The following is a 26863-nucleotide window of genomic DNA, read 5'->3' as shown; positions in this document are numbered from 1 at the left end:
TAGTCACTTATCCACAGAGGATCGCGATCCTAATAAGAGATCTAATAAAGAGATCTTTAAATAAAAAAGATCTTCTTTTAATTACCGACGATCCTGACCACTTGGTCGATCGTCTAAACTTGAGTAGAATCCCCCACCCCAGGGCAAATAACGATCGTTCGCAATACGGCGAGGTGCAGTTCCATGTTTTATCCAGATCAATTTGACGTCATCATCATCGGTGGTGGCCATGCAGGGACCGAGGCCGCCATGGCCGCGGCACGCATGGGACGTCAGACTTTATTATTGACACACAATATCGATACGCTGGGACAGATGTCCTGCAACCCGGCGATTGGCGGTATTGGTAAAGGGCATCTGGTTAAGGAAATTGATGCACTCGGCGGCCTGATGGCCACGGCGATCGACCATGCCGGCATCCAGTTTAGGATACTAAACGCCAGCAAAGGCCCAGCCGTTCGCGCCACGCGCGCTCAGGCGGATCGCGTACTGTATCGCCAGGCGATCCGTACCGCGTTGGAGAACCAACCCAACCTGATGATCTTCCAACAACCCGTTGAGGATCTGATCGTCGAAAACGATCGCGTAGTGGGCGCCGTCACCCAAATGGGCCTGAAATTCCGCGCCAAGGCGGTGGTATTGACCGTCGGCACTTTCCTGGACGGTAAGATCCATATTGGCCTGGAGAATTACAGCGGCGGCCGCGCCGGGGATCCTCCTTCAATCTCGCTGTCGCAGCGCCTGCGAGAACTGCCGCTGCGCGTTAACCGCTTGAAAACCGGTACGCCGCCGCGCATCGACGCTCGCACTATCGATTTCAGCGTACTGGCGCCACAACACGGCGATACGCCGGTGCCGGTATTCTCGTTCTTGGGCGATGCTAGCCAGCACCCAGAACAAATGGCGTGCTACATCACCCATACCAATGAAAAAACCCATGACGTGATCCGCAATAACCTCGATCGCAGCCCGATGTATGCCGGGATCATCGAAGGGATCGGCCCACGTTACTGCCCGTCGATCGAAGACAAGGTCATGCGCTTTGCCGATCGCAACGCGCACCAGATCTTCCTCGAACCGGAAGGCCTGACCAGCAACGAGATTTACCCTAACGGGATCTCCACCAGCCTGCCGTTCGACGTGCAGATGCAGATCGTCCGTTCGATGGAAGGCATGCAGAACGCGCGTATTATTCGCCCTGGTTACGCCATCGAGTACGATTTCTTCGATCCGCGCGATTTGAAGCCGACGCTGGAAAGCAAATTCATTCAGGGGCTGTTCTTCGCCGGCCAGATCAACGGCACTACCGGGTATGAAGAAGCCGCTGCGCAGGGCCTGCTGGCCGGTTTGAACGCCGGGCGCTTCGCCGACGAACAGGAAGGCTGGGCGCCACGTCGCGATCAGGCTTATCTGGGCGTGCTGGTGGACGATCTCAGCACCCTCGGCACCAAAGAACCGTACCGGATGTTTACCTCACGCGCCGAGTATCGTCTGATGCTGCGCGAAGACAACGCCGATCTCCGCCTGACGGAAAAAGGCCGTGAACTGGGCCTGGTGGACGATGTGCGTTGGGCGCGTTACAGCGAGAAGCTGGAGCGAATCGAACGCGAACGTCAGCGCCTGCGCGACATCTGGATGCACCCGCACGCCGAGAACGTCGAACAGGTCAATGCGCTGCTGAAAGCGCCGTTGTCGCGCGAAGCGAACGGCGAAGAGCTGCTGCGCCGCCCTGAGATGGATTACGCGCAGTTGACCGGCACCGACGTCTTCGCGCCGCCGCTGGACGACGTACAAGCTGCCGAACAGGTCGAGATCCAGGTCAAATACGAAGGCTACATCGCTCGCCAGCAGGAAGAGATCGAAAAACAGCAGCGCAACGAGAATACCGTGCTGCCGTTGGATCTCGATTACCGTCAGGTTTCGGGGCTGTCGAACGAGGTGATCGCCAAGCTGAACGATCACAAACCGAACTCCATCGGCCAGGCTTCGCGTATCTCCGGCATTACGCCGGCGGCGATCTCGATTTTGCTGATCTGGCTGAAAAAGCAGGGACTGCTGCGCCGCAGCGCATAAATCTCGCATCCAGGCGGCCGTTTGTTCATCCCGTAGCCAAACGGCCGCTGACATCACTTGCGCCCTGAATTATCATAGTCGCCTCATTGCGCCAGCTAACCATCCGCTGGTCGTTCAGCGCCTGCCAGAGGATCCGTTGTGCAAAAAAAATTAGACTCGCTGCTTGCGGCAGCAGGCATTGAGCTGCCCGATCAGCAGAAACAGCAGCTGCTGGGCTATGTCGGCATGCTGGATAAATGGAACAAGGCTTATAACCTCACGTCGGTGCGCGATCCGCAGCAAATGCTGGTGCGCCACATCCTCGACAGCATCGTGGTCAACCCGCATCTGCAGGGCTCGCGTTTTATCGATGTCGGCACTGGCCCCGGGTTGCCGGGCATTCCGCTGGCGATCGTGCGCCCGGACGCGCATTTCACGCTGCTCGACAGCCTGGGCAAGCGCGTGCGTTTCCTGCGTCAGGTGCAGCATGAGCTGGGCCTGAACAATATCGAGCCGGTGCAGAGCCGCGTTGAGGAGTTTCCGGCCGAGCCACCGTTCGACGGCGTGATCAGCCGCGCGTTCGCTTCGCTGCAGGATATGCTGTCCTGGTGCCATCATCTGCCGGCGAAAGGGCAGGGGCGTTTTTACGCGTTGAAAGGCGTGCGCCCGGATGAAGAGCTGACGCAGCTGCCTGCAGGCGTTAGCCTGGAGTCTATCGTGCGGCTGCAGGTGCCTGAACTGGAAGGCGAACGCCATCTGGTGATTCTTAAGGCAAACTGAGTTTGCTTTTGATCAAACAAGCGTGAATTAAAGGCAGTACCAGGTAGAAAGATAAGCAGGCTAATTAGTTGGCCGCTTTTTTTAGTTAATTTACTTCCTATTAACACAAAAAACGCGGCTAATTAGCGACAATAGAGTAATTGCATTTGGAAATAGTCACGTTAGCAATCATGTGCGAAAGATTGGCGTTTGCTGCTAATGTTAATTGGCTGTTGGAATATTGCCCCGCTGCTTGTCAATAAAAGGTTTTCATCGGGTATACGGATTGTTTTTGAACAGTTAACTGATAATGTTTTGATTTATATAATCTTTTGATCGCTCAAATTGCTAAAGACGGTTTGGTTGACCATCGGCTATAAATCAGGAAGGGACATTACTGTGATCGGCTTCGCGTTTCTAAACGCAACGCTGGAATAATCAGACAATTAAATGCGCCCTATTATTCCGACCGTTTTCTTGTGAAAATAGGCTGGAATAGGGAAATTTAAATAATTGTTCACCTTTTCGCTACTTATCGATTGAATTCGTTGGTATGCCCCGTATAATTTGCTCGTTTTTTGCTGCTTGACTCAGGACAGCAAAAACAGTTGTATACGTCACTCAGCATACCCCCTCTGGGGTACGGAGAGAACAAACGTCATGTCTGTGTCCCTTTACAGCGGGAAAGTCGCACGCAAACTGCTGTTTTTGCAGTTAATGACTTTTGTTCTGATCAGCGTTGCTTTCTGGCTGAAAAGCCCGGAATGGAGCGCTTCGGCGCTGGCAGGCGGTCTCGCCGCCTGGTTGCCGAGTGCAATGTTTATGCTGTTTGCCTTGCGCCATCAGGCGCAAACGCCGGCGCCCGGTAGGGTTGCCTGGTCGTTCGCCATCGGCGAGGGGCTAAAGGTCGTGATCACCATCGTTTTGCTGATCGTGGCGCTGGGGGTGTTCAAGGCGGAGTTTATACCGCTTGGCCTGACCTATTTAGCGGTGTTAGTGGTGCAGATAGTGGCACCGGCCGTGATTAACAGTTACCGAACTTAACTAAATAAGGGTAAGAGGCATCATGTCTGCAGGAGAAGTCTTGACTCCACAGGAGTATATCGGTCACCACCTGACGCAGCTTCAGGTCGGGACTGGGTTTTGGTCGATTAACCTCGACTCGATGTTTTTCTCCGTCGTCCTCGGGGCGCTCTTCCTGGTGATCTTCCGCAAAGTGGCCAAAAACGCCACCAGCGGCGTGCCGGGTAAACTGCAAACCGCCGTGGAGCTGGTGGTCGGTTTCGTCGACAGCAGCGTGCGCGATATGTACCACGGCAAGAGCAAGGTCATTGCGCCGTTGGCACTGACCGTGTTCGTCTGGGTGTTCCTGATGAACCTGATGGACCTCATCCCGGTTGACTTCCTGCCTTATCTCGGCACCCACGTTCTCGGTCTGCCTGCGCTGCGCGTCGTGCCTACCGCCGACGTGAACGTCACGCTGTCTATGGCGCTGGGCGTGTTTATCCTGATTCTGTTCTATAGCATCAAAATGAAAGGCGTTGGCGGGTTCGTTAAAGAGTTGACCATGCAGCCGTTCAACCACCCTGTATTCATTCCTATCAACCTGATTCTTGAAGGTGTCAGCCTGCTGTCCAAACCTGTTTCACTGGGTCTGCGACTGTTCGGCAACATGTATGCGGGTGAGTTGATCTTCATCCTGATTGCCGGCCTGTTGCCGTGGTGGTCACAGTGGGTCCTGAGCTTGCCTTGGGCTATCTTCCACATCCTGATCATTACGCTTCAAGCCTTTATTTTCATGGTTCTGACGATCGTCTATCTGTCGATGGCGTCTGAAGAGCACTGATTTTCTTAAAACACTTGCACTTTTAAACTGAAACAAACTGGAGACTGTCATGGAAAACCTGAGTATGGATCTGCTGTACATGGCTGCCGCTGTGATGATGGGTTTAGCGGCAATCGGTGCTGCGATCGGTATCGGCATCCTGGGTGGTAAATTCTTGGAAGGCGCTGCTCGTCAGCCTGACCTGATTCCTCTGCTGCGTACACAGTTCTTTATCGTTATGGGTCTGGTCGACGCCATCCCGATGATCGCTGTAGGTCTGGGTCTGTACGTGATGTTCGCCGTCGCGTAAGTAGAGTAACCCTCTACGACGTAACCAAACTATTAACTTTTAAAGAGGCATTGTGCTGTGAATCTTAACGCAACAATCCTCGGCCAGGCCATCGCGTTCGTTCTGTTTGTCTGGTTCTGCATGAAGTACGTATGGCCGCCGATCATGGCTGCCATCGAGAAACGTCAGAAAGAAATTGCTGACGGCCTCGCTTCTGCAGAGCGTGCCAAAAAAGATCTGGACTTAGCGCAAGCCAATGCGACCGACCAGCTGAAAACTGCTAAAGCAGAAGCTCAGGTGATCATCGAGCAAGCGAACAAACGCAAAGCTCAGATCATGGATGAAGCGAAAGCCGAAGCCGAGCAGGAACGTAACAAAATCGTGGCGCAGGCTCAGGCTGAGATCGAAGCCGAACGTAAGCGCGCTCGTGAAGAGTTGCGTAAGCAAGTCGCGATGCTGGCAATTGCCGGCGCCGAGAAGATCATCGAACGTTCCGTGGATGAAGCTGCTAACAGCGACATCGTTGATAAACTGGTCGCTGAACTGTAAGGAGGGAGGGGCTGATGTCTGAATTTGTAACTGTAGCTCGCCCCTACGCCAAAGCAGCTTTTGACTTTGCCGTTGAGCACCAAAGCGTAGAGCGCTGGCAGGACATGCTGGCGTTTGCGGCTGAAGTCACTCGCAATGAACAGATTTCTGAACTGCTGTCTGGCGCGGTCGCGCCAGAAACGCTGTCCAAGACGTTCATCGCGGTTTGTGGCGATCGGCTCGACGAACATGGCCAGAACTTTATCCGTGTAATGGCCGAAAATGGACGTTTACTGGTTCTTCCTGCCGTGCTGCAGCAGTTCATCGAACTGCGCGCCTCGCTGGAATCCACCGTCGAAGTCGAAGTGCTCTCTGCGAGCGCGCTGAGCGACGAACAGCAGGCGAAAATCGCCGCTGCGATGGAAAAACGTCTGTCACGCAAAGTTAAGCTGAATTGCAAAATTGACAAGTCTGTACTGGCCGGCATCGTTGTTCGCGCCGGCGATATGGTGATTGATGGCAGCGTTCGCGGTCGTCTTGAACGCCTGACAGACGTCTTGCAGTCTTAAGGGGACTGGAGCATGCAACTGAATTCCACCGAAATCAGCGAACTGATCAAGCAGCGCATTGCTCAGTTCAATGTAGTGAGCGAAGCTCACAATGAAGGTACTATCGTTTCCGTCAGCGACGGGATCATCCGCGTACACGGCCTGGCCGAAGTTATGCAGGGCGAAATGATCGCGCTGCCTGGCAACCGTTACGCAATCGCATTGAACCTGGAGCGCGACTCCGTAGGTGCCGTGGTTATGGGTCCGTACGCGGATCTGGCCGAAGGCATGAAGGTTAAATGCACCGGCCGTATCCTGGAAGTTCCAGTCGGTCGTGGTCTGCTGGGCCGCGTAGTTAACACCCTGGGCGCACCAATCGACGGCAAAGGCCCGATTGAGAACGACGGCTTCTCTCCGGTAGAAGCTATCGCGCCAGGCGTTATCGAGCGTCAGTCCGTTGATCAGCCGGTTCAGACTGGCTACAAATCCGTTGACGCCATGATTCCAATCGGCCGTGGCCAGCGTGAGCTGGTGATCGGTGACCGTCAGACCGGTAAAACCGCGCTGGCGATCGATGCGATCATCAACCAACGCGACTCCGGCATCAAATGCGTTTACGTGGCTATCGGCCAGAAAGCGTCCACCATCGCTAACGTGGTGCGCAAACTGGAAGAGCACGGCGCACTGGCCAACACCATCGTGGTGGTGGCGACCGCTTCCGAATCCGCTGCACTGCAATACCTGGCGCCATACGCCGGTTGCGCAATGGGCGAATACTTCCGTGACCGCGGTGAAGATGCGCTGATCGTGTACGATGACCTGTCCAAACAGGCCGTTGCTTACCGCCAGATTTCCCTGCTGCTTCGTCGTCCGCCAGGTCGTGAAGCTTACCCAGGCGACGTATTCTACCTGCACTCCCGCTTGCTGGAGCGTGCAGCGCGCGTTAACGCCGAATACGTTGAAGCCTTCACCAAAGGTGAAGTTAAAGGCCAAACCGGTTCACTGACCGCTCTGCCGATCATTGAAACCCAGGCGGGTGACGTTTCCGCGTTCGTTCCGACCAACGTAATCTCGATTACCGATGGTCAGATCTTCCTGGAATCCAACCTGTTCAACTCCGGTATTCGTCCGGCAGTTAACCCGGGTATCTCCGTATCCCGTGTTGGTGGCGCCGCGCAGACCAAGATCATGAAGAAACTGTCCGGTGGTATCCGTACCGCGCTGGCGCAGTATCGTGAATTGGCTGCGTTCTCCCAGTTCGCCTCGGATCTGGACGACGCGACCCGCAAACAGCTGAGCCACGGTCAGAAAGTGACCGAGCTGCTGAAACAGAAACAGTATGCGCCGATGTCGGTTGCACAACAGTCTCTGGTGCTGTTTGCCGCAGAACGCGGTTACCTGAACGACGTCGAAGTCGCCAAAGTGGTGAGCTTCGAAGCCGCGCTGGTCGCCTATGCGGACCGCGAGCACGCCGAACTGCTGAACCACATCAACCAAACTGGCAACTTCAATGATGAGATCGAGGGCAAGTTGAAAGACATCCTCGAGACCTTCAAGAAAACCCAGTCCTGGTAACGCCGAACGGTCCTGCTGTTGAAAGACAGCAGGCCGTCTGGCACTGAGGAGAAGCAGAGATGGCCGGCGCAAAAGAGATACGTAGTAAGATCGCTAGCGTGCAAAACACGCAAAAGATCACTAAAGCGATGGAAATGGTCGCCGCCTCCAAAATGCGTAAATCGCAGGATCGCATGGCGGCCAGCCGTCCTTATGCAGAGACCATGCGCAAAGTGATTGGTCACCTTGCGTTAGGGAATCTGGAGTACAAGCACCCGTACCTGGATGAGCGTGACGTTAAGCGCGTCGGGTATCTGGTGGTGTCTACTGACCGTGGTCTCTGCGGCGGCTTGAACATCAACCTGTTCAAAAAGCTGCTGGCGGAGATGAAAGCCTGGTCCGAAAAAGGCGTCGAAACCGATTTGGCGCTGATTGGCTCTAAAGCGGCCTCTTTCTTTGGTTCCGTGGGCGGCAACGTGGTTGCCCAGGTGACCGGCATGGGGGACAAACCTTCCCTGTCGGATCTGATCGGGCCGGTGAAAGTGATGCTGCAGGCCTACGACGAAGGTCGTTTGGACAAGCTGTACATTGTCAGCAACAAATTTGTTAATACGATGTCCCAAGAGCCACAGGTGCTTCAGCTGCTGCCGTTACCGCCAGCCGATGACGAAGAGCTGAAGAAAACGCCTTGGGATTACCTGTATGAACCCGATCCAAAAGTGCTGCTTGATACCTTGCTGCGCCGCTATGTGGAGTCGCAGGTTTATCAGGGCGTCGTGGAAAACCTGGCCAGCGAGCAGGCCGCACGAATGGTCGCGATGAAAGCCGCAACCGATAACGGCGGTAGCCTGATCAAAGAGCTGCAGTTGGTATACAACAAGGCGCGTCAGGCCAGCATCACTCAGGAACTCACCGAGATCGTTTCGGGAGCCTCCGCGGTTTAAGCTAGGTTTACGAATTACGTAGAGGATTCAAGATGGCTACTGGAAAGATTATCCAGGTAATCGGCGCCGTGGTGGACGTCGAGTTCCCTCAGGATGCCGTACCAAAAGTGTACGATGCCCTTGAGGTAGAAAACGGCACCGAAAAACTGGTGTTGGAAGTTCAGCAACAGCTGGGCGGTGGCGTGGTTCGCTGTATCGCAATGGGGACCTCCGACGGTCTGCGTCGCGGTCTGAAAGTGAACAACCTGGACCACCCGATTGAAGTGCCGGTGGGTAAAGCTACCCTGGGCCGTATCATGAACGTATTGGGTCAACCAATCGACATGAAAGGCGACATCGGCGAAGAAGAGCGTTGGGCGATTCACCGCGCGGCGCCAAGCTACGAAGAGCTGTCCAGCTCCCAGGAACTGCTGGAAACCGGTATCAAGGTAATGGACCTGATTTGTCCATTCGCCAAGGGCGGTAAAGTCGGTCTGTTCGGCGGTGCGGGCGTGGGTAAAACCGTAAACATGATGGAGCTGATCCGTAACATCGCGATCGAGCACTCCGGTTATTCCGTGTTTGCGGGCGTGGGCGAGCGTACTCGTGAGGGTAACGACTTCTACCACGAAATGACCGACTCCAACGTTCTGGACAAAGTATCCCTGGTTTACGGCCAGATGAACGAGCCACCAGGTAACCGTCTGCGCGTTGCGCTGACCGGTCTGACCATGGCGGAGAAATTCCGTGACGAAGGCCGTGACGTTCTGCTGTTCGTTGACAACATCTACCGTTACACCCTGGCCGGTACCGAAGTGTCCGCACTTCTGGGCCGTATGCCATCTGCGGTAGGTTATCAGCCAACGCTGGCGGAAGAGATGGGCGTTCTGCAAGAACGTATCACCTCGACCAAGACCGGTTCCATCACTTCCGTACAGGCCGTTTACGTTCCTGCGGATGACTTGACTGACCCGTCACCAGCCACCACCTTTGCGCACTTGGACGCAACCGTGGTACTGAGCCGTAACATCGCTTCTCTGGGTATCTACCCGGCCGTTGACCCGCTGGATTCCACCAGCCGTCAGCTGGATCCGCTGGTTGTTGGCCAGGAGCACTACGACGTAGCGCGTGGCGTGCAGTCCATTCTGCAACGCTACCAGGAACTGAAAGATATCATCGCGATCCTGGGTATGGACGAGCTGTCTGAAGAAGACAAACTGGTCGTATCCCGTGCGCGTAAGATCCAACGCTTCCTGTCTCAGCCGTTCTTCGTGGCAGAAGTCTTCACCGGTTCTCCGGGCAAGTTCGTATCGCTGAAAGACACCATCCGTGGTTTCAAAGGCATTATGGACGGCGACTATGACCACCTGCCGGAGCAGGCGTTCTACATGGTTGGCACCATTGAAGAAGCAGTGGAAAAAGCCAAGAAACTGTAACGCCTTGAGAGGAGGGTGATATGGCTATGACTTACCATCTGGATGTAGTCAGCGCGGAAAAACAGATGTTTTCCGGCCTGGTGCAGAAGATCCAGGTGACAGGCAGCGAAGGTGAACTGGGGATCTTCCCTGGCCATGCGCCGCTGCTGACTGCCATCAAGCCTGGCATGGTGCGTATTGTTAAGCAGCACGGTGAAGAAGAGTTCATCTACCTGTCCGGCGGCATCCTAGAGGTGCAGCCGAGCGTGGTTACCGTGCTGGCGGACACTGCTATCCGTGGTACTGACCTCGACGAAGCGAGAGCGTTGGAAGCTAAGCGTAAAGCTGAAGAACACATTCGCAGCTCTCATGGCGATGTCGACTATGCTCAGGCATCCGCTGAACTGGCGAAAGCGATCGCAAAACTGCGCGTTATCGAGCTCACCAGAAAAGCGATGTAATGTTTGGGTGCCTGGCACCCAACTTTAAGAAAGCGGCCTATAGGGTCGCTTTTTTTTTACTTTAAAATAAGCATTGCAGCCCGGCGGACAGTGTGGTGTATAACCCCTGATATCGGGAAATAAACGTCGCCGATCGCCGACAGTTTTTTCGTCCCGACGCCGAATTGGCCGCGATAGCGGCAGGCCAAGGCCCACGCGGTCTGCACCGGGTTCGTGCAGAGAAATATGTAGTAATATCGTCGCTAAACGGTTTTACTTTCGTCTATCAAAATGGAGTTATCAGGTTGCTTATGTCGAACAGCGCAATGAGCGTGGTTATCCTCGCCGCGGGCAAGGGAACACGCATGTATTCCGATCTTCCCAAGGTCTTACATCCGTTGGCCGGCAAGCCGATGGTGCAACACGTCATTGATGCCGCGATGAAACTGGGCGCGCAACATGTCCACCTGGTATACGGCCACGGCGGCGATCTGTTGAAGAGTACGTTGACTGACGGCGCGCTGAACTGGGTGCTGCAGGCCGAGCAACTGGGTACCGGCCATGCGATGCAGCAGGCCGCGCCGCACTTTGCCGACGATGAAGACGTGCTGATGCTGTACGGTGACGTGCCGTTGATCTCCGTAGATACGCTGCAACGCCTGCTGGCGGCCAAGCCGCAGGGCGGTATCGGGCTGCTGACGGTCAAGCTGGACGATCCGAGCGGTTACGGCCGCATCGTGCGCGAGCAGGGCAACGTGGTGGGCATCGTCGAACACAAGGATGCCAGCGAGGCGCAGCGCCAGATTAACGAGATCAATACCGGCATCCTGGTGGCGAACGGGCGCGATCTGAAGCGCTGGCTGGGGATGTTGAATAACGACAACGCACAGGGTGAGTTCTACATCACCGATATCATTGCGTTGGCCCATGCCGACGGCAAGAAAATCGAAACCGTGCACCCGTTGCGCCTGAGTGAAGTGGAAGGCGTGAACAACCGCCTACAGCTGGCGACCTTGGAGCGCGTCTTCCAGTCGGAACAGTCTGAAAAGCTGCTGTTAGCCGGCGTGATGTTGCTGGATCCGGCGCGTTTCGATCTGCGCGGGGAACTTGTTCACGGCCGCGACATCACTATTGATGCGAATGTGATTATCGAAGGTCACGTCAAGCTGGGCGACCGGGTGAAAATCGGCGCCGGCTGCGTGCTGAAAAACTGCGTGATTGGCGATGACTGCGAGATCAGCCCTTACAGCGTGCTGGAGGACAGCGTGCTGGAAGCCGACTGCACCGTGGGGCCGTTCGCCCGCCTGCGCCCAGGCGCGGAGCTGGCGGCAGGGGCTCACGTCGGCAACTTCGTGGAAATGAAAAAGGCGCGTCTGGGTAAAGGCTCCAAGGCCGGCCACCTCAGCTATCTGGGCGATGCCGAAATCGGCGATGACGTGAATATCGGCGCCGGCACCATCACCTGCAACTACGATGGCGCCAACAAGCACAAGACGGTGATCGGCGACGGCGTATTCGTCGGTTCCGATACACAGCTGGTGGCGCCGGTGTCGGTCGGCAAAGGCTCCACCATCGCCGCCGGCACCACGGTGACGCGCGATATAGCCGAGAACGAACTGGTGCTGAGCCGCGTCAAGCAGGTGCACATTCAGGGCTGGCAACGTCCGGTGAAGAAGAAGTCATAGTGTGTTTTGCGTTGGGCTCCGTTCACGAGCCCAATACAAAACATAATAACCCCCACCATCTACAGGCTCGGGGGGCGCACGGTAAAAACCGGCAAAAATCAGGTCAAGGCATCGAAAGCGCCCATGAAGGGCGTTCATTAGGAATATAACTGATGTGTGGAATTGTAGGCGCAGTAGCGCAACGTGATATCGCAGAAATCCTGTTGGAAGGTTTACGTCGTCTTGAGTACCGCGGTTATGACTCCGCCGGTCTGGCAGTGGTCGACGAAAAAGGCAACGTCAGCCGCCTGCGCCGCGTAGGCAAGGTGCAAAAACTGGCCGAAGCGGCGGAGCAGACCGATCTGCACGGCGGTACCGGCATCGCTCACACCCGTTGGGCAACGCACGGTGAACCGACCGAGGCGAACGCGCACCCGCATGTTTCCGACTACATTACCGTGGTGCATAACGGCATCATCGAAAACCACGAACCGCTGCGCGAACTGCTGATCGAACGTGGTTATCGCTTCAGCTCCGAAACCGACACCGAAGTGATTGCGCACCTGGTGCACTGGGAACAACTGCAGGGCGGTACGCTGCTGGAAGTGGTTCAGCGCGTGATCCCACAGCTGCGCGGCGCCTACGGCACCGTGGTGATGGACAGCCGCGATCCGAGCGTATTGGTCGCGGCGCGCTCCGGCAGCCCGCTGGTTATCGGCCGCGGCGTCGGGGAAAACTTCATCGCTTCCGACCAGCTGGCGCTGCTGCCGGTCACCCGCCGCTTCATCTTCCTGGAAGAAGGCGACGTGGTGGAAGTGACTCGCCGCACCGTCAACATCTTCGACAAGCAGGGCAACGCCATCGAGCGCCCTGAGATCGAATCCCAGGTGCAGTATGACGCCGGCGACAAAGGCGCTTACCGCCACTACATGCAAAAAGAGATCTACGAACAGCCGCTGGCGCTGAAAAATACCCTGGAAGGGCGTTTCAGCCATGGCCAAATCAACCTGAGCGAGCTGGGCCCGCGCGCCGATGAGCTGTTGGCCAAGGTGCAGCACGTGCAGATCATCGCCTGTGGCACTTCTTACCACTCCGGTATGGTGGCGCGTTACTGGTTCGAAGCGCTGGCCGGCGTGCCGTGCGACGTCGAGATCGCCTCCGAGTTCCGTTACCGCAAATCGGCGGTGCGCCCGGGCAGCCTGATCATCACCCTGTCGCAGTCCGGCGAAACCGCCGACACCCTGGCGGCGCTGCGCCTGTCCAAAGAGCTGGGTTATCTCGGTTCGCTGGCCGTTTGTAACGTTGCGGGCTCTTCGCTGGTGCGCGAATCCGATCTGGCATTGATGACCAAGGCCGGCACGGAAATCGGCGTAGCCTCGACCAAAGCCTTCACCACGCAGCTCACCGTGCTGTTGATGCTGGTGGCGCGCTTGGGCCGCTTGAAAGGCATGGCGGAAAGCGTGGAGCAGGAGATCGTGCACGGCCTGCAGGCGCTGCCGGCGCGCATCGAGCAGATGCTGTCGATGGATAAAGAGATCGAAGCGCTGGCGGAAGGCTTCTCCGACAAGCACCATGCGTTGTTCCTCGGCCGCGGCGATCAGTATCCGATCGCCATGGAAGGGGCGCTGAAGCTGAAAGAGATCTCCTATATTCATGCCGAAGCTTATGCGGCGGGCGAGCTGAAACACGGCCCGCTGGCGCTGATCGACGCCGATATGCCGGTGATTGTGGTGGCGCCGAACAACGAACTGCTGGAAAAGCTGAAGTCCAACATTGAAGAAGTGCGCGCGCGCGGCGGCCAGCTGTATGTGTTCGCCGATCAGGACGCCGGCTTCGTCAGCAGCGAAGGCATGACCATCATTCCTCTGCCGCACGTCGAGGAAATCGTGGCGCCGATCTTCTACACCGTGCCGTTGCAGCTGCTGTCTTACCACGTGGCGCTGATCAAAGGCACCGACGTTGACCAGCCGCGCAACCTGGCGAAGTCTGTCACCGTAGAGTAATCTGCCGCAGATAAACTGCAAAAGCCGGCCTTAGCGCCGGCTTTTTTCATGAGTAACGCGAAAGATGACAGCGGCGCCGATTCAGGGATAAACGTTGTCATATTCAAGCGGATAGGGCGTGGCCAAACGGTTTTTTTATTGCTTGGCAATTGCGCTGCTTTTGATTTAACAAGTTGATTTTTATATAAATCATCACCCCTCAAATGCACTGTAATATAACTGTCATATTGCGTACATTTTTCTGTCACCAAACTGTCCTATTTTCCCTCCTGCAGCAATACTTACTCTGATTAAAACGACTCGAAGTCGATTTTAAATATCCCATTAGGAGGGATTATGAAACTGATGCGTACCACCGTCGCCAGTATTGTGGCAGCGACCTTCTCCCTGACCGCCGTGTCCGCGTTCGCTGCTGCCAGCCTGACCGGTGCAGGTGCGACATTCCCCGCTCCGGTTTACGCCAAGTGGGCAGATTCTTATCAGAAAGAAACCGGCAACAAAGTTAACTATCAGGGCATCGGCTCCTCTGGCGGCGTGAAGCAAATCGTGGCCAACACCGTTGACTTTGGCGCCTCCGACGCCCCGCTGTCTGACGACAAGCTGGCGGCCGACGGCCTGTTCCAGTTCCCGACCGTGATTGGCGGCGTGGTGCTGGCCGTGAATATCCCGGGCATTAAATCCGGCGAACTGACTCTGGACGGTAAAACCCTGGGCGATATCTACCTGGGCAACGTCAAAAAATGGAACGACCCGGCTATCACCAAGCTGAACCCAGGCGTGAAACTGCCTGACCAGAACATCGCCGTGGTGCGCCGCGCCGATGGTTCCGGCACCTCGTTTGTGTTCACCAGCTACCTGTCCAAGGCCAACGCGCAGTGGAAAGAAAAGATTGGCGCCGGTTCTACCGTTAACTGGCCGACCGGTCTGGGCGGCAAAGGCAACGACGGCATCGCCGCCTTCGTTCAGCGTCTGCCAGGCTCTATCGGCTACGTAGAATACGCTTACGCCAAGCAGAACAACCTGGCTTACACCAAGCTGGTTTCCGCCGACGGCAAACCGGTCAGCCCGACTGAAGAGAGCTTCAGCAACGCGGCCAAAGGCGTGGATTGGAGCAAGACCTTCGCTCAGGATCTGACTGACCAGAAAGGCGACAACGTGTGGCCAATCACCTCCACCACCTTCATCCTGGTGCACAAAGAGCAGAAAAACCCTGCTCAGGGCGCCGAAGTGCTGAAGTTCTTCGACTGGGCTTACAAAACCGGCGGCAAACAGGCTAACGAGCTGGATTACGCCACCCTGCCGAAAGAAGTAGTTGAGCAGGTGCGCGCGGCCTGGAAAACCAACGTAAAAGACAGTTCAGGTAAAGCGCTGTACTAACAACGCAGGGGCGCGGGCTCGCCGCGCCCCACACAGTTCTTCAGGCTCCGATCCCGGTTGGGGCTGCCAGGGTTCAAACAGAGAGTAATCTATGGCTGAGTACAAGCCGACCATCAAAGCACCGGGCAAAAACGGTGACATCATTTTCAGCGCGCTGGTGAGACTGGCTGCGCTGATTACCCTATTGTTGCTGGGCGGCATTATCGTTTCGCTGATCTTCGCCTCCTGGCCAAGCATGCAGAAATTCGGCTTCGCTTTCCTGTGGACCAAAGAGTGGGACGCGCCGGCGGAGCAGTTCGGCGCGCTGGTGCCGATCTACGGTACCGTGGTCACCTCGCTTATCGCGCTGATCATCGCCGTGCCGGTGAGCTTCGGCATCGCGTTGTTCCTGACCGAACTGGCGCCGAACTGGTTGAAGCGGCCGCTGGGCATCGCCATTGAGCTGCTGGCGGCCATCCCGAGCATCGTCTACGGCATGTGGGGCCTGTTCGTGTTCGCCCCGCTGTTCGCCGAATACTTCCAGACGCCGGTGGGCGAAGTGCTGTCGGGCATTCCGATCGTCGGCGAGCTGTTCTCCGGCCCGGCCTTCGGCATCGGCATTCTGGCCGCCGGGGTGATCCTGGCGATCATGATCATTCCTTACATCGCCGCGGTCATGCGCGACGTGTTCGAACAGACGCCGGTGATGATGAAAGAGTCGGCCTACGGCATCGGTTGCACCACCTGGGAAGTCATCTGGCGCATCGTGCTGCCGTTCACCAAAAACGGCGTCATCGGCGGCGTGATGTTGGGCCTGGGCCGCGCGCTGGGGGAAACCATGGCGGTGACCTTTATCATCGGTAACACCTACCAGCTCGACAGCGCTTCGCTGTACATGCCGGGCAACAGTATCACCTCGGCGCTGGCCAACGAATTCGCCGAAGCCGAGTCCGGCGTGCACACCGCCGCGTTGATGGAGCTGGGTCTGATTCTGTTTGTTATCACCTTTATCGTGCTGGCGCTGTCGAAACTGATGATCATGCGTCTGGCCAAGAATGAGGGGCGTTAACATGGCGACGATGGATATGCAAAACGCAGTCGTTCTGGCGGAAAGCCGCCGCAAAATGCAGGCCTGGCGCCGGCAGAAAAACCGCCTCGCGCTGTTCCTGTCGATGGCGACCATGGCGTTCGGGCTGTTCTGGTTGATCTGGATCCTGATCGCCACCGTCACCAAAGGCTTCGACGGTATGTCGCTGGCGCTGTTCACCGAAATGACCCCGCCGCCGAATACCGCGGGCGGCGGCCTGGCCAACGCCATCGCCGGCAGCGGCCTGTTGATCCTGTGGGCGACCATCTTCGGTACGCCGCTGGGCATCATGGCCGGCATCTACCTGGCGGAATACGGCCGTAAATCCTGGCTGGCGGAAGTGATCCGCTTTATCAACGATATCCTGCTGTCCGCACCGTCGATCGTGGTGGGCCTGTTCGTTTACACCATCGTGGTGGCGAAGATGGAACACTTCTCCGGCTGGGCCGGCATCGTGGCGCTGGCGCTGCTGCAGGTGCCGATCGTCATTCGCACCACCGAAAACATGCTGAAGCTGGTACCGGATACGCTGCGCGAGGCCGCGTACGCCCTGGGTACGCCGAAATGGCGCATGATTTCCGCCATCACGCTGAAGGCGTCGGTGTCCGGTATCATCACCGGCGTGCTGCTGGCGATTGCGCGCATCGCGGGGGAAACCGCACCGCTGCTGTTCACCTCGCTGTCGAACCAGTTCTGGAGCACCGACCTGATGCAGCCGATCGCCAACCTGCCGGTGACCATCTTCAAATTCGCCATGAGCCCGTTCGCCGAATGGCAACAGCTGGCCTGGGCCGGGGTGCTGTTGATCACCCTGTGCGTACTGTTACTGAATATCCTGGCGCGCGTGATTTTCGCCAAGAAAAAGCATTCATAAAATTTTGAGCGCCGCTTTGGCGGCGCTGATGAAAAGAGAGAAGTCTTGATGAGTATGGTTACTGACGCTTCCAGCAGCAAAATTCAGGTACGCGATCTGAACTTCTACTACGGCAAATTCCATGCGCTGAAGAACATCACGCTGGATATCGCCAAGAACAAGGTCACCGCGTTTATCGGCCCGTCCGGCTGCGGCAAATCCACCCTGCTGCGCACCTTCAACAAGATGTATCAGCTGTACCCGGAACAGCGTGCGGAAGGCGGCATCCTGCTGGACGGCCAGAACATCCTGACCGACAACTCGGATATCGCGCTGCTGCGTGCCAAGGTCGGCATGGTGTTCCAGAAGCCGACGCCGTTCCCGATGTCGATTTACGACAACATCGCCTTCGGCGTTCGCCTGTTTGAAAAGCTGTCGCGCGCCGATATGGACGAGCGCGTGCAGTGGGCGCTGACCAAGGCGGCGCTGTGGAACGAAACCAAGGACAAGCTGCACCAGAGCGGCTACAGCCTCTCCGGCGGCCAGCAGCAGCGTCTGTGCATCGCCCGCGGCATCGCCATTCGTCCGGAAGTGCTGTTGCTGGATGAGCCTTGCTCGGCGCTGGATCCGATCTCCACCGGTAAGATTGAAGAGCTGATCAGCGAGCTGAAGGCCGACTACACCGTGGTGATCGTGACGCACAACATGCAGCAGGCGGCGCGCTGCTCCGACTCTACCGCATTTATGTATCTGGGCGAGCTGATCGAGTTCAGTGATACTGATAACCTGTTCACTGCGCCGCAGAAAAAGCAGACTGAAGACTACATCACTGGCCGTTATGGTTGATAGGAAGCATCATGGATAACCTGAATTTAAATAAACACATTTCCGGCCAGTTCAACGCAGAGCTTGAGCATATCCGCACCCAGGTGCTGACCATGGGCGGGCTGGTGGAGCAGCAGCTGACTGACGCTATCACCGCGATGCACAATCAGGATGGCGAGCTGGCCAAGCGCGTGATCGAAGGCGACGCCAAGGTCAACATGATGGAAGTGGCGATCGACGAAGCCTGCGTGCGCATCATCGCCAAGCGCCAGCCAACCGCCAGCGATCTGCGCCTGGTGATGGCGATCATCAAAACCATTTCCGAGCTGGAGCGCATCGGCGACGTGGCGGACAAAATTTGCCGCACCGCGCTGGAAAAGTTCTCGCACCAGCACCAGCCGCTGTTGGTCAGCCTGGAATCGCTGGGGCGCCACACCGTGCAGATGCTGCACGACGTGCTGGACGCCTTCGCGCGCATGGATCTGGACGAGGCGATCCGTATCTACCGTGAAGATAAAAAGGTCGACCAGGAGTATGAAGGCATCGTGCGTCAGCTGATGACCTACATGATGGAAGACTCACGCACCATTCCCAGTGTGTTGACCGCGCTGTTCTGCGCCCGTTCTATCGAGCGCATCGGCGACCGCTGCCAGAACATCTGCGAATTTATCTTCTATTTCGTCAAAGGGCAGGACTTCCGTCATTTGGGTGGTGATGCCCTGGAAAAGCTACTCTCTCCGGGCGGTAAAGACGAAAAGGCCGACTAACCCTTTCCGGGTAATATCCTTCAAAGGCGCGGTTTCCCGCGCCTTTATTCCATCTTAAGCGCGTAAAGATAAAAAGGTTATAAATATAGCTTTTTATATTATTTCCTGACCTATGTGGCGCTTGCTAGCTTATCCGCCAGCAGGACATCAACCACTTAGGAGCTTTCTATGAAACATCGCGCTTTGGCCTTAACGTTGTTAGCCAGTCTGACCGGCCTCGCCGCCGGCGCCGCGCACGCGGACAAACTTGACGATATCAAGCAAGCCGGCGTGGTGCGTATCGCGGTGTTCGATAGCAACCCGCCGTTCGGCTACATCGACCCGCAGAGCAAGAAGCTGGTGGGCTACGATGTGGACGTCGCCGATGCGATCGGTAAAGCGCTGGGCGTGAAAGTGGAGCTGCGCGCCACCAACCCGGCCAACCGCATTCCGTTGCTGGTGTCGAAGAAGGTTGACCTGATCGCCGCCAACTTCACCATTACCGACGAGCGCGCCAAGGAAGTGAACTTCAGCGTGCCATATTTCGCTACCGGCCAGAAATTCATCGCCCGCAAAGGCGTGCTGAAAACCCCGGAAGACATCAAGAAGCTGCGCATCGGCGCGGATAAGGGCACGGTGCAGGAAATCACCCTGCGCGAGCGTTTCCCGACGGCGAAAGTGATCTCTTACGATGACACCCCGCTGGCGTTTGTGGCGCTGCGTAACGGCAACGTGCAGGCGATCACTCAGGACGACGCCAAGCTGGTCGGCCTGCTCGGCAACCTGCCGGCGGCGCAGAAGGCGGAGTTTGAAATTTCACCGTTCAGCCTGACCAAAGAGTACCAGGGCGTCGGCATTCCCAAGGGCGAAGATCGCCTGACCGCCGCGGTGAACGAGACGTTGATCAAGCTGGAAAAAGACGGCGAAGCGGTTAAGATTTACGATCGCTGGTTCGGGCCGGAAACCCAATCCGCCCAACCGCGCGGTGATTTCAAAATCGCGCCTTTGGATCAGCAACCGAAAGCCTGATTTAACCGCTCGCGGTGAGATCGGCACGGAGGGGCGCAGCTTGCTGCGCCCCTGATGCATTCTGCAAGACAAGGATTGAACATGAACCTGGACTGGCTGCTGGCGCCGCAATACCTGAGCTGGCTGTGGCACGGCTTTCTGCTGACGCTGTGGCTTTCCGCCTGCGCGGGCCTGGCGGCCACGCTGCTGGGCTTTGTGCTGGCGGCGATGCGCGACAGCAGCCTGCGGCCGTTGCGCTGGCTGGCGATGGGGTACAGCTCGCTGTTTCGCAATACGCCGCTGCTGGTGCAGCTGTTCTTCTGGTATTTCGCCGCCGGGCAGATCCTGCCGTCCGCCGCCATGCAGTGGCTGAACAGCTCGCATCAGGTCGGCCCGCTTGAGTGGCCGTCGTTCGAGTTTCTCGCCGGTTTCTTCGGCCTGACGCTCTACTCTACCGCCTTTATCGCCGAAGAGATCCGTTCCGGTATTCGCGGCGTCGCCGGCGGGCAGAAATATGCCGCCCAGGCGCTGGGGCTGACCGGCTGGCAGGCGATGCGCTACGTGGTGCTGCCGCAGGCACTGAAAATCGCGCTGCCGCCGCTGCTCGGGCAATACATGAACGTGATCAAGAACTCGTCGCTGACCATGGCGATCGGCGTTGCCGAACTCTCTTACGCCTCGCGTCAGGTCGAAACCGAAACGTTGCGTACCTTCCAGGCGTTCGGCGTGGCGACGGTGCTGTATATCGCCATCATCGCGCTGCTGGAAGGCTGGGGCATGTGGCGCCAACAGCGTAAACCGCTGGGAGGGCATTGAGATGGATTTCAGCGTAATTCACGATAACCTGGGCTACCTGCTGTGGGGCACCTGGCCGGACGGACCGCTGGGCGGCGCGGCGCTGACGTTGGCGATCAGCCTGATGGCCGGCGTGGCTTCGGCGGTGCTCGGCACGTTATTCGGCGTGGCGCTGGCGATGTCACGCGGCGTCGTTGCCGGATTGCTGGCGGCGGTGCTGGGCTTTTTCCGCGCCATTCCGGTCATCATGCTGATCTTCTGGACCTATTTCCTGCTGCCGATGGTGTTTGGCGTCGAGATCCCGGAAATCACTACCGTGGTGTGCGCGCTGGCGCTGATCGCTTCGGCCTATTTGGCCCATGCGGTGAAGGCCGGCATCGCCGCGATCGGCCCCGGCCAGTGGCAGGCCGGGCTTTCTCTGGGGCTGACCCGTTGGCAGACGCTGCGCATGATCGTGCTGCCGCAGGCGCTGCGCATGATGGTGCCGTCGTTCATTAACCAGTGGATCTCCCTGATCAAAGACACCTCGCTGGCTTATATCGTCGGCGTTGGTGAACTGACCTTCCTGGCGACCCAGGTCAACAACCGCAGCATGGTTTACCCGATGGAAGTGTTCCTGTTCGTGGCGCTGGTCTATTTCGTGTTCTGCCTGGCGCTCGATCTGCTGGCCAACGTGGTTAACCGCCGCTTCGGCGCGCAAACCCGCGCGCTGAAACGGTCCTGGCGCTGGTGGCGCAACAAGCCGCCGTTGCCGGCCAGTTAATCGGCCGTGAGCCGCCAGCCGCGTTCGCGCCACAGCGCGGGCAGCTGGGCCAGGTCGTCGAACGTCGTCACCAGCGGGTGGTCGATCGGCGGGTTATGCGGATCGGCGCAGAAGTAAAAGACCGGGATGCCGGCGTTGATGCCGGCCTGGGCGCCGGCGGGCGAGTCGTCCACCAGGATGCAGCGCGCCACCGGTACCTGCATCCGTTCGGCGGCGTGAAACACGATCGCCGGATCCGGCTTCCAGCGCTGAATGTCATAGCCGCTGAACAACCGGTCATCAAAATAAGGCAGCATGCCGGTCAGGCCGAGCGAGTGCTGCATCTTGCTGACCGGCCCGTTGGAGACGGTGCAGACAGGCACCGTCACCTGCGCCAGCAGCTCGCGGGCGCCGGCAATCTGCTGTAATTCGCTGTCGAACAGCCGCGCCACCTCCTGCCGATACAGCGGTTCCAGCGCCTCTTTTGCCAGGTTAGTGCCCTGCTCGGCGTTGACCCGATCGATGATCTCGTACAGCTTCACCCCTTTGTATTTCTTGAACACCTCTTCCAGCGACAGGTGAATGCCGTAGCGGGCGAACATGTGCACATAGGCTTTGCTGCACAGCACTTCGCTGTCCACCAGCGTGCCGTCGCAGTCGAACAAAATGCAGTCAATCTGATTCATGCGGGACAGGTTCCTTCGGGTTAACGCCGCTGAGGCCGCTCAGCGATCACTTGATCAGGTTACGCGCCTTAAGATCGTGCAAAATCAGCGCGGCGACGTGTGAGCAGTGCGGTAAATCGCGGCTGTCGCACCACCTGAGTTCGGCGATTTCGGCGGCCGGCTGCAGCTGCCCGGTAAAGTCGGCCTGATAGCAGCGAATGCGCACCTGGGTGCCGTCCTGCTTGCCGTCCGCCGGGCCGGTGAACTCGCCGTAAAACGCGATGGAGCTCGGCAGCAGCGCAACGGTCAGCTCTTCGTCGATTTCGCGGCACAGCGCCTGTTCGTCGGTTTCACCCGCTTCGCGTTTTCCGCCTGGGACATAAAACAGCGTCTTATTGTGTGAACGCACCAGCGCCACTTTGTCATCTTTCAGCGTAATTAACGCGAGCTTATCGATAAAGGTCGAAGACATGCGGATTCCTGTTTTTTTAGCGGGTAGGGTAAGAGATGCGATAGGCCATTTTATCGGCCGTGCCGGCAAACGGCAACGCAGCGGGCGGGAACGGGGAATGAAAGCCTGTAAATACAAGCCGTTGACGCGTTTAGCCGTAAAGACGGCGAAAAAAACCTGTGACCGGCGTCAAAAGCCCCACTTTTTGTTATAGGATAGCCGGCGACTGTCCATTCCCATTTTCGGAATTCTGATAATGACCAAACCAGTATCTGGCCTTGACGCTGAGCAAGGCTTGCTTGGGCGCGTGTTTAAACTCAAGCAACATGGCACGACGGCGCGTACGGAAACGATTGCCGGTATCACCACCTTCCTCACCATGGTGTATATCGTGTTCGTTAACCCTCAAATTTTGGGCGCGGCGGGCATGGATACCCAGGCGGTATTTGTCACTACCTGTTTGATCGCCGCCTTCGGCAGCATCTTTATGGGCCTGCTGGCGAACCTGCCGGTGGCGCTGGCGCCGGCGATGGGCCTGAACGCCTTCTTCGCCTTCGTGGTGGTCGGGGCGATGGGCATCTCCTGGCAGGTGGGCATGGGCGCCATCTTCTGGGGAGCGGTCGGCCTGCTGCTGCTGACCATTTTCCGCATCCGCTACTGGATGATCGCCAACATTCCGGTCAGCCTGCGGGTCGGCATCACCAGTGGCATCGGTCTGTTCATCGGCATGATGGGGCTGAAAAACGCCGGCATCGTGGTGGCCAACCCGGACACGCTGGTGACCATCGGCAGCCTGACCTCGCACAACGTGCTGCTGGGCGCGCTCGGCTTCTTCATCATCGCCGTGCTCTCTTCGCGTAACTTCCACGCGGCGGTGCTGGTGTCGATCGTGGTCACCACCCTTATCGGCTGGATGCTGGGCGACGTGAAATACGGCGGCCTGTTCTCCCTGCCGCCGAGCATCACCTCGGTGGTGGGCCAGGTCGACGTGGCCGGCGCGCTGAACATCGGGCTGGCCGGGGTTATTTTCTCGTTTATGCTGGTGAACCTGTTCGACTCTTCGGGCACCCTGATCGGCGTTACCGATAAAGCCGGCCTGACCGACAGCCAGGGCAAGTTCCCGCGCATGAAGCAGGCGCTGTACGTCGACAGCATCAGCTCGGTGGCCGGTTCGCTGGCGGGCACCTCTTCCGTGACCGCTTACATCGAAAGCTCTTCCGGCGTCGCCGTCGGCGGCCGCACCGGTTTGACGGCGGTGGTCACCGGCCTGCTGTTCCTGCTGGTGATCTTCCTGTCGCCGCTGGCGGGCATGGTGCCGGCTTACGCCGCCGCCGGCGCGCTGATCTACGTCGGCGTGCTGATGACCTCCAGCCTGGCGCGGGTGAAGTGGGACGATCTGACCGAAGCGGTACCGGCGTTTGTTACCGCGGTGATGATGCCGTTCAGCTTCTCGATCACCGAAGGTATCGCGCTCGGCTTTATCTCCTACTGCGTGATGAAGCTCGGCACCGGCCGCTGGCGTGAAATCAGCCCGTGTGTGGTGGTGGTGGCGCTGCTGTTCGTGCTGAAGATCGTCTTCGTCGACGGCCATTGACCGCCAAAGGGCCGGCGCCTGCCGGCCCTGAACCCCTAGACGCCCGGCGTCGCATCCGGCGCCCGATCCAACACCCACTGCAACGGCCGCCTGAAGCGCGCCTGCCAACTGCCGGCGGCATCCTCTCCTTGGGCGAAGTGCAGCGTCTGCACCTGATTATCCTCCCCGAACAGATTGGCGAAGTGCAATGCCAGCGCCTGCTCGCTGAAGTTCTGCCGATCGTAATACGCCATCACGATTTTCTTTTGCGCCGCCAGCGACTGCTGGGCCGGCTTGATCTCCCCGTTGGGGGCGATCAGGAGTGCACCGGCGTAAAACTGCGGGTACTTCGCGATCAGGTTGGCGGCGTGCAGTGCGCCCTGGCCGCGGGCGCTGAGGTAAATCCGTTGGGTATTCAGCTTTAGCTGGGGAGCCAGCTGTTGCAGCGTACGCTGAATGGCGGTGTGGGTGCTCTCGTCGCTGTAATTCGACCAGCGGAAGCTGTTTTCCGACAGCATCTGCGTGCCGTTGATCTCGATGTACGCCACGCCCATTTCGCCGAACAGCAGCCGTTCTTCGGGGCTGATGGCGGCGGCTTTGCCGTAGGTATGCAGGAAGATCACCGTTGGCCAGCCTTCGGGCGGCGCTTCGCCGTCCGGCATCGCGTAGCTGGCCTTGCCTTCATAGTGACGGGCGTGCTGCAGATAGCGCGCTTTGGTGGCGGCCAAGATCGATTGGTAGGTGGCGGAGTGCTGGATGCTGTTGAAGGCGTCGTCCTCCAGCAGGTTGTAGTAGTACCACAGGCCGCGGTCGGCGCTCAGCTGCAGGTAGCGCTCCGCCAGCTCGGTTTGGCCTTTCTCCGCCGACGATACCGCCAACTGGTAGGGCGCCCAGACGTTGCGGCCGTCTTCGCGCATCAGCGTCAGGTACAGCGACATGGCGCCCAGCTTTTTGTCTTCCTGGTTTTGCGCGGATCGCGACAGCTGGGCGTTGAGCGCGCTGTGTGCCGGCAGCTCCAGCGGCTCTTCACCGGCGGGATAACGCATGTCTGCGGCGAAAGCGGGACTGGTGATGGAAACAAAAAATAACGCTAAAATGAAAAAATACATGATGCTATGGCTTTAATTTTCAATGAATTGACGGACTTCATGTCCTGTTGCGGCGCCCCGCGGGCGCCGCGAGACGGTCACTCCACGCGGCGAATAAAATCGCTGAACGCGGACAGCTGGCCGGTCAGGAAATCCAGCGTTCCCTGATCGCTCAGTTCACCGGCCTGTTCATCGACCTTGCTCTGGATCACACCGCCCATAAACTCAGGCTTGTTCATTACCATCGCATCGAGGAACACCAGGATCTGGCGCAGATGATATTGGCAGCGCGCGCCGCCGATCGGCCCCATCGAGCTGGTTTGAATGGCGACCGGCTTGCCGGCCAGCGGCTGATTCGGCAAGCGAGACAGCCAGTCGATGGCGTTCTTCAACCCGCCGGGCACGGAATAGTTATATTCAGGGGTGACGATGATCACGCCGTCGGCCTGGCGGATCTGTTCGGCGATCGCCTCGACAGCGGCAGGGAAGCCTTCACCCTGTTGCATGTCGGCGTCGTACAGCGGGATATCGCGGATGGAAGGCAGCGCTTCAATGGTGACGCCCTGTGGGGCCAGCCCAGGCAGGGCGCGGGCCACCATGGCGTTGTAGGAGCCTTTGCGCAGGCTGCCGAGCAGAGTGACGATTTTCAAGGCTTGGTCTGACATGGTGATTCTCCCTTTCGAATGAGCAGATTCAGCGTACAACATGGGCGAATAGTAGGCTAAAGCGCGGGTCGAGAATAGGCGATTGCTCAACATTTAGCTGTCTTTACAATTTAATCCAGCAACTTGTGCGGTAAAGACAGCGTTATCCGCTTTGCGCTGCGTTAACCGGGCGTCTTCAGGCCCGTCAGTTTAACGAAGCGCGAGGATGCCGCCGGGCTGCGCGGCGAGATTTCCCCGTCTTTGTGCAGGCCGCGGCGCTCTTCGTAGCGCCAGCACAGCAGGCGGTCCAGGCCGGGGCTGCCGGCGCAGGCCCAGCTCAGGTATTCGTCGGCGTCGCTCATCACCTGAACGTCCGGCGTGGCGCTGGAGCGCAGGTGGCCGGAGAAGGGATGCAGACGCAGCGTAGCCTGGCCGCTGTTGCCGAGGCCGGAAATTTTCAGCACGCTTTGCCGGATGCTCCACAGCTGAGTCTCTGCCTCCAGCCGATCGTCCTGCGCGCCGATCCAGGCACTTTCTGCCGGCGTCTGATGCGCGTGTTGCAGCGCGCTTTGCCGGGTGCCGCGCGCGCGCATCACTTCGATATCCAGTCCGACTTTGCCCTCGTCGCTGAGCAGCACGCCCACGATGTTGCTGGCGTAAGCGAGGCTGAAATCGGGCAACTGATGATCGGCGAAACAGGGGCGGCCGGTCGGCGTGGTGGCGATGGGGGGCAGCGTCGGCAGGCCGTACAGATAGAACATCATTTCGGCGAGCAGAATGCGCCCTTGCAGGTAGCGCGTGCGGCGTTTAACGGAAAAGGTGCGGGTGGCGGCTATCACTTCGTCGGAGAGTCTTTGGGTATCCAGGACAGCGGAGGCCGGGGTCCAGCGGGCAAAATGACACGCCATTGTTCACTCCATGACAGAGGGTCGCTAAGAACGCAGGGGTGTTAGATTAAGACTAAGTTGAGGATTTATCATCAAAAAACACTATGCGTTTTATCCGATTTGTTGCCGATTTCAATGATGAG

At 58.0% G+C, this 26863-nt stretch carries 27 protein-coding genes; 22 read left to right on the top strand and 5 right to left on the bottom strand.

The window, feature by feature from the left end:
* Positions 1 to 183: 183 nt before the first annotated feature.
* The 21 genes from mnmG to EKL15_RS22495 all read left to right on the top strand — a co-directional run bounded on the left by mnmG (position 184) and on the right by EKL15_RS22495 (position 21433).
* Positions 184 to 2073, top strand: a complete 1890-nt coding sequence (mnmG, locus tag EKL15_RS22595) for a tRNA uridine-5-carboxymethylaminomethyl(34) synthesis enzyme MnmG (protein WP_060424381.1) — start codon at positions 184 to 186, stop codon at positions 2071 to 2073.
* 138 nt (positions 2074 to 2211) lie between these two features.
* A complete protein-coding gene (rsmG, locus tag EKL15_RS22590) occupies positions 2212 to 2832 on the top strand; it encodes a 16S rRNA (guanine(527)-N(7))-methyltransferase RsmG (RefSeq protein WP_047729585.1) in 621 nt (206 codons plus the stop codon).
* Between the two features lie 639 nt (positions 2833 to 3471).
* Complete coding sequence (gene atpI / locus EKL15_RS22585) at positions 3472 to 3855, top strand: F0F1 ATP synthase subunit I (protein WP_004933796.1); 384 nt, start codon at positions 3472 to 3474, stop codon at positions 3853 to 3855.
* A 22-nt stretch (positions 3856 to 3877) separates the two neighbouring features.
* The gene (atpB, locus tag EKL15_RS22580) at positions 3878 to 4657 is read left to right on the top strand and encodes a F0F1 ATP synthase subunit A (RefSeq protein ID WP_025160299.1); all 780 of its coding nucleotides are present in this window, start codon (positions 3878 to 3880) and stop codon (positions 4655 to 4657) included.
* Between the two features lie 49 nt (positions 4658 to 4706).
* Positions 4707 to 4946 (top strand): F0F1 ATP synthase subunit C, encoded by a 240-nt coding sequence (gene atpE, locus EKL15_RS22575; RefSeq protein WP_004093904.1) that lies wholly within the window; start codon positions 4707 to 4709, stop codon positions 4944 to 4946.
* 57 nt (positions 4947 to 5003) lie between these two features.
* Positions 5004 to 5474, top strand: coding sequence for a F0F1 ATP synthase subunit B (gene atpF / locus EKL15_RS22570; protein ID WP_004933804.1), 471 nt, complete (start codon positions 5004 to 5006; stop codon positions 5472 to 5474).
* A 14-nt stretch (positions 5475 to 5488) separates the two neighbouring features.
* Entirely contained in the window at positions 5489 to 6022 is a 534-nt protein-coding gene (atpH, locus tag EKL15_RS22565) for a F0F1 ATP synthase subunit delta (protein ID WP_025160298.1), read from the top strand.
* 12 nt (positions 6023 to 6034) lie between these two features.
* Positions 6035 to 7576, top strand: coding sequence for a F0F1 ATP synthase subunit alpha (gene atpA / locus EKL15_RS22560; protein ID WP_004933808.1), 1542 nt, complete (start codon positions 6035 to 6037; stop codon positions 7574 to 7576).
* Positions 7577 to 7635: 59 nt separating this feature from the next.
* Positions 7636 to 8499, top strand: coding sequence for a F0F1 ATP synthase subunit gamma (atpG, locus tag EKL15_RS22555; RefSeq protein ID WP_004933811.1), 864 nt, complete (start codon positions 7636 to 7638; stop codon positions 8497 to 8499).
* A gap of 32 nt (positions 8500 to 8531) precedes the next feature.
* Positions 8532 to 9914, top strand: a complete 1383-nt coding sequence (atpD, locus tag EKL15_RS22550) for a F0F1 ATP synthase subunit beta (RefSeq protein ID WP_004933813.1) — start codon at positions 8532 to 8534, stop codon at positions 9912 to 9914.
* A 20-nt stretch (positions 9915 to 9934) separates the two neighbouring features.
* Positions 9935 to 10354: a F0F1 ATP synthase subunit epsilon gene (locus tag EKL15_RS22545; protein WP_004933814.1), complete on the top strand. Its 420-nt coding sequence runs from the start codon at positions 9935 to 9937 to the stop codon at positions 10352 to 10354.
* Positions 10355 to 10644: 290 nt separating this feature from the next.
* The gene (gene glmU / locus EKL15_RS22540; protein WP_060441268.1) at positions 10645 to 12018 is read left to right on the top strand and encodes a bifunctional UDP-N-acetylglucosamine diphosphorylase/glucosamine-1-phosphate N-acetyltransferase GlmU; all 1374 of its coding nucleotides are present in this window, start codon (positions 10645 to 10647) and stop codon (positions 12016 to 12018) included.
* 152 nt (positions 12019 to 12170) lie between these two features.
* On the top strand, positions 12171 to 14000 hold the full coding sequence (gene glmS, locus EKL15_RS22535; RefSeq protein WP_049200563.1) for a glutamine--fructose-6-phosphate transaminase (isomerizing): 1830 nt from the start codon (positions 12171 to 12173) through the stop codon (positions 13998 to 14000).
* 336 nt (positions 14001 to 14336) lie between these two features.
* Positions 14337 to 15377: a phosphate ABC transporter substrate-binding protein PstS gene (gene pstS, locus EKL15_RS22530; RefSeq protein ID WP_038876034.1), complete on the top strand. Its 1041-nt coding sequence runs from the start codon at positions 14337 to 14339 to the stop codon at positions 15375 to 15377.
* 91 nt (positions 15378 to 15468) lie between these two features.
* Entirely contained in the window at positions 15469 to 16425 is a 957-nt protein-coding gene (gene pstC, locus EKL15_RS22525) for a phosphate ABC transporter permease PstC (protein ID WP_004933822.1), read from the top strand.
* Position 16426: 1 nt separating this feature from the next.
* Complete coding sequence (gene pstA, locus EKL15_RS22520) at positions 16427 to 17317, top strand: phosphate ABC transporter permease PstA (RefSeq protein WP_019455481.1); 891 nt, start codon at positions 16427 to 16429, stop codon at positions 17315 to 17317.
* 54 nt (positions 17318 to 17371) lie between these two features.
* Positions 17372 to 18142 carry a phosphate ABC transporter ATP-binding protein PstB gene (pstB, locus tag EKL15_RS22515; RefSeq protein WP_016929614.1) on the top strand — a complete coding sequence of 257 codons (771 nt, stop codon included), beginning with the start codon at positions 17372 to 17374 and terminating at the stop codon, positions 18140 to 18142.
* Between the two features lie 11 nt (positions 18143 to 18153).
* A complete protein-coding gene (phoU, locus tag EKL15_RS22510; protein ID WP_016929613.1) occupies positions 18154 to 18888 on the top strand; it encodes a phosphate signaling complex protein PhoU in 735 nt (244 codons plus the stop codon).
* 168 nt (positions 18889 to 19056) lie between these two features.
* Positions 19057 to 19896 (top strand): ABC transporter substrate-binding protein, encoded by an 840-nt coding sequence (locus EKL15_RS22505; RefSeq protein WP_019455482.1) that lies wholly within the window; start codon positions 19057 to 19059, stop codon positions 19894 to 19896.
* Between the two features lie 81 nt (positions 19897 to 19977).
* Positions 19978 to 20691: an amino acid ABC transporter permease gene (locus EKL15_RS22500; protein ID WP_025304748.1), complete on the top strand. Its 714-nt coding sequence runs from the start codon at positions 19978 to 19980 to the stop codon at positions 20689 to 20691.
* Position 20692: 1 nt separating this feature from the next.
* Positions 20693 to 21433, top strand: coding sequence for an amino acid ABC transporter permease (locus EKL15_RS22495; protein WP_197848338.1), 741 nt, complete (start codon positions 20693 to 20695; stop codon positions 21431 to 21433).
* Here EKL15_RS22495 and yieH read toward each other — a convergent pair.
* On the bottom strand, positions 21430 to 22098 hold the full coding sequence (gene yieH, locus EKL15_RS22490; RefSeq protein WP_060424370.1) for a 6-phosphogluconate phosphatase: 669 nt from the start codon (positions 22096 to 22098) through the stop codon (positions 21430 to 21432). The two genes, EKL15_RS22495 and yieH, sit on opposite strands and share 4 nt — an antisense overlap.
* A gap of 46 nt (positions 22099 to 22144) precedes the next feature.
* Complete coding sequence (locus EKL15_RS22485; protein ID WP_060424368.1) at positions 22145 to 22549, bottom strand: NUDIX domain-containing protein; 405 nt, start codon at positions 22547 to 22549, stop codon at positions 22145 to 22147.
* Between the two features lie 235 nt (positions 22550 to 22784).
* Between EKL15_RS22485 and EKL15_RS22480 the strand changes: the two genes are divergently transcribed.
* Entirely contained in the window at positions 22785 to 24122 is a 1338-nt protein-coding gene (locus tag EKL15_RS22480) for an NCS2 family permease (RefSeq protein WP_028128066.1), read from the top strand.
* 35 nt (positions 24123 to 24157) lie between these two features.
* Here the strand turns inward: EKL15_RS22480 and EKL15_RS22475 are convergent, their stop codons facing one another.
* The 3 genes from EKL15_RS22475 to EKL15_RS22465 form a co-directional block, all read right to left on the bottom strand.
* Positions 24158 to 25210 (bottom strand): hypothetical protein, encoded by a 1053-nt coding sequence (locus tag EKL15_RS22475; RefSeq protein ID WP_038876022.1) that lies wholly within the window; start codon positions 25208 to 25210, stop codon positions 24158 to 24160.
* 77 nt (positions 25211 to 25287) lie between these two features.
* Positions 25288 to 25854: an NADPH-dependent FMN reductase gene (locus EKL15_RS22470; protein ID WP_025304752.1), complete on the bottom strand. Its 567-nt coding sequence runs from the start codon at positions 25852 to 25854 to the stop codon at positions 25288 to 25290.
* A 161-nt stretch (positions 25855 to 26015) separates the two neighbouring features.
* On the bottom strand, positions 26016 to 26741 hold the full coding sequence (locus EKL15_RS22465) for a 4'-phosphopantetheinyl transferase superfamily protein (RefSeq protein WP_100396619.1): 726 nt from the start codon (positions 26739 to 26741) through the stop codon (positions 26016 to 26018).
* Between the last annotated feature and the right edge of the window lie 122 nt (positions 26742 to 26863).

Source organism: Serratia sp. 4542, from assembly GCF_016805595.1.
Classification (GTDB): Bacteria; Pseudomonadota; Gammaproteobacteria; order Enterobacterales; family Enterobacteriaceae; genus Serratia; species Serratia nevei.
Note: the sequence above shows the minus strand (reverse complement) of the source record. Positions and strands in the feature narration are given on the sequence as shown.

Coding starts and splice junctions, on each gene's coding strand:
- EKL15_RS22500 (WP_025304748.1), top strand. CDS start 19,978: ATGAACCTGGACTGGCTGCTGGCGCCGCAATACCTGAGCTGGCTGTGG.
- EKL15_RS22465 (WP_100396619.1), bottom strand. CDS start 26,741: ATGGCGTGTCATTTTGCCCGCTGGACCCCGGCCTCCGCTGTCCTGGAT.
- yieH (WP_060424370.1), bottom strand. CDS start 22,098: ATGAATCAGATTGACTGCATTTTGTTCGACTGCGACGGCACGCTGGTG.
- atpD (WP_004933813.1), top strand. CDS start 8,532: ATGGCTACTGGAAAGATTATCCAGGTAATCGGCGCCGTGGTGGACGTC.
- atpA (WP_004933808.1), top strand. CDS start 6,035: ATGCAACTGAATTCCACCGAAATCAGCGAACTGATCAAGCAGCGCATT.
- EKL15_RS22480 (WP_028128066.1), top strand. CDS start 22,785: ATGACCAAACCAGTATCTGGCCTTGACGCTGAGCAAGGCTTGCTTGGG.
- EKL15_RS22545 (WP_004933814.1), top strand. CDS start 9,935: ATGGCTATGACTTACCATCTGGATGTAGTCAGCGCGGAAAAACAGATG.
- EKL15_RS22475 (WP_038876022.1), bottom strand. CDS start 25,210: ATGTATTTTTTCATTTTAGCGTTATTTTTTGTTTCCATCACCAGTCCC.
- atpG (WP_004933811.1), top strand. CDS start 7,636: ATGGCCGGCGCAAAAGAGATACGTAGTAAGATCGCTAGCGTGCAAAAC.
- EKL15_RS22485 (WP_060424368.1), bottom strand. CDS start 22,549: ATGTCTTCGACCTTTATCGATAAGCTCGCGTTAATTACGCTGAAAGAT.
- atpH (WP_025160298.1), top strand. CDS start 5,489: ATGTCTGAATTTGTAACTGTAGCTCGCCCCTACGCCAAAGCAGCTTTT.
- atpB (WP_025160299.1), top strand. CDS start 3,878: ATGTCTGCAGGAGAAGTCTTGACTCCACAGGAGTATATCGGTCACCAC.
- glmU (WP_060441268.1), top strand. CDS start 10,645: ATGTCGAACAGCGCAATGAGCGTGGTTATCCTCGCCGCGGGCAAGGGA.
- phoU (WP_016929613.1), top strand. CDS start 18,154: ATGGATAACCTGAATTTAAATAAACACATTTCCGGCCAGTTCAACGCA.
- EKL15_RS22505 (WP_019455482.1), top strand. CDS start 19,057: ATGAAACATCGCGCTTTGGCCTTAACGTTGTTAGCCAGTCTGACCGGC.
- mnmG (WP_060424381.1), top strand. CDS start 184: ATGTTTTATCCAGATCAATTTGACGTCATCATCATCGGTGGTGGCCAT.
- atpE (WP_004093904.1), top strand. CDS start 4,707: ATGGAAAACCTGAGTATGGATCTGCTGTACATGGCTGCCGCTGTGATG.
- pstA (WP_019455481.1), top strand. CDS start 16,427: ATGGCGACGATGGATATGCAAAACGCAGTCGTTCTGGCGGAAAGCCGC.
- EKL15_RS22470 (WP_025304752.1), bottom strand. CDS start 25,854: ATGTCAGACCAAGCCTTGAAAATCGTCACTCTGCTCGGCAGCCTGCGC.
- pstS (WP_038876034.1), top strand. CDS start 14,337: ATGAAACTGATGCGTACCACCGTCGCCAGTATTGTGGCAGCGACCTTC.
- glmS (WP_049200563.1), top strand. CDS start 12,171: ATGTGTGGAATTGTAGGCGCAGTAGCGCAACGTGATATCGCAGAAATC.
- pstC (WP_004933822.1), top strand. CDS start 15,469: ATGGCTGAGTACAAGCCGACCATCAAAGCACCGGGCAAAAACGGTGAC.
- EKL15_RS22495 (WP_197848338.1), top strand. CDS start 20,693: ATGGATTTCAGCGTAATTCACGATAACCTGGGCTACCTGCTGTGGGGC.
- pstB (WP_016929614.1), top strand. CDS start 17,372: ATGGTTACTGACGCTTCCAGCAGCAAAATTCAGGTACGCGATCTGAAC.
- atpI (WP_004933796.1), top strand. CDS start 3,472: ATGTCTGTGTCCCTTTACAGCGGGAAAGTCGCACGCAAACTGCTGTTT.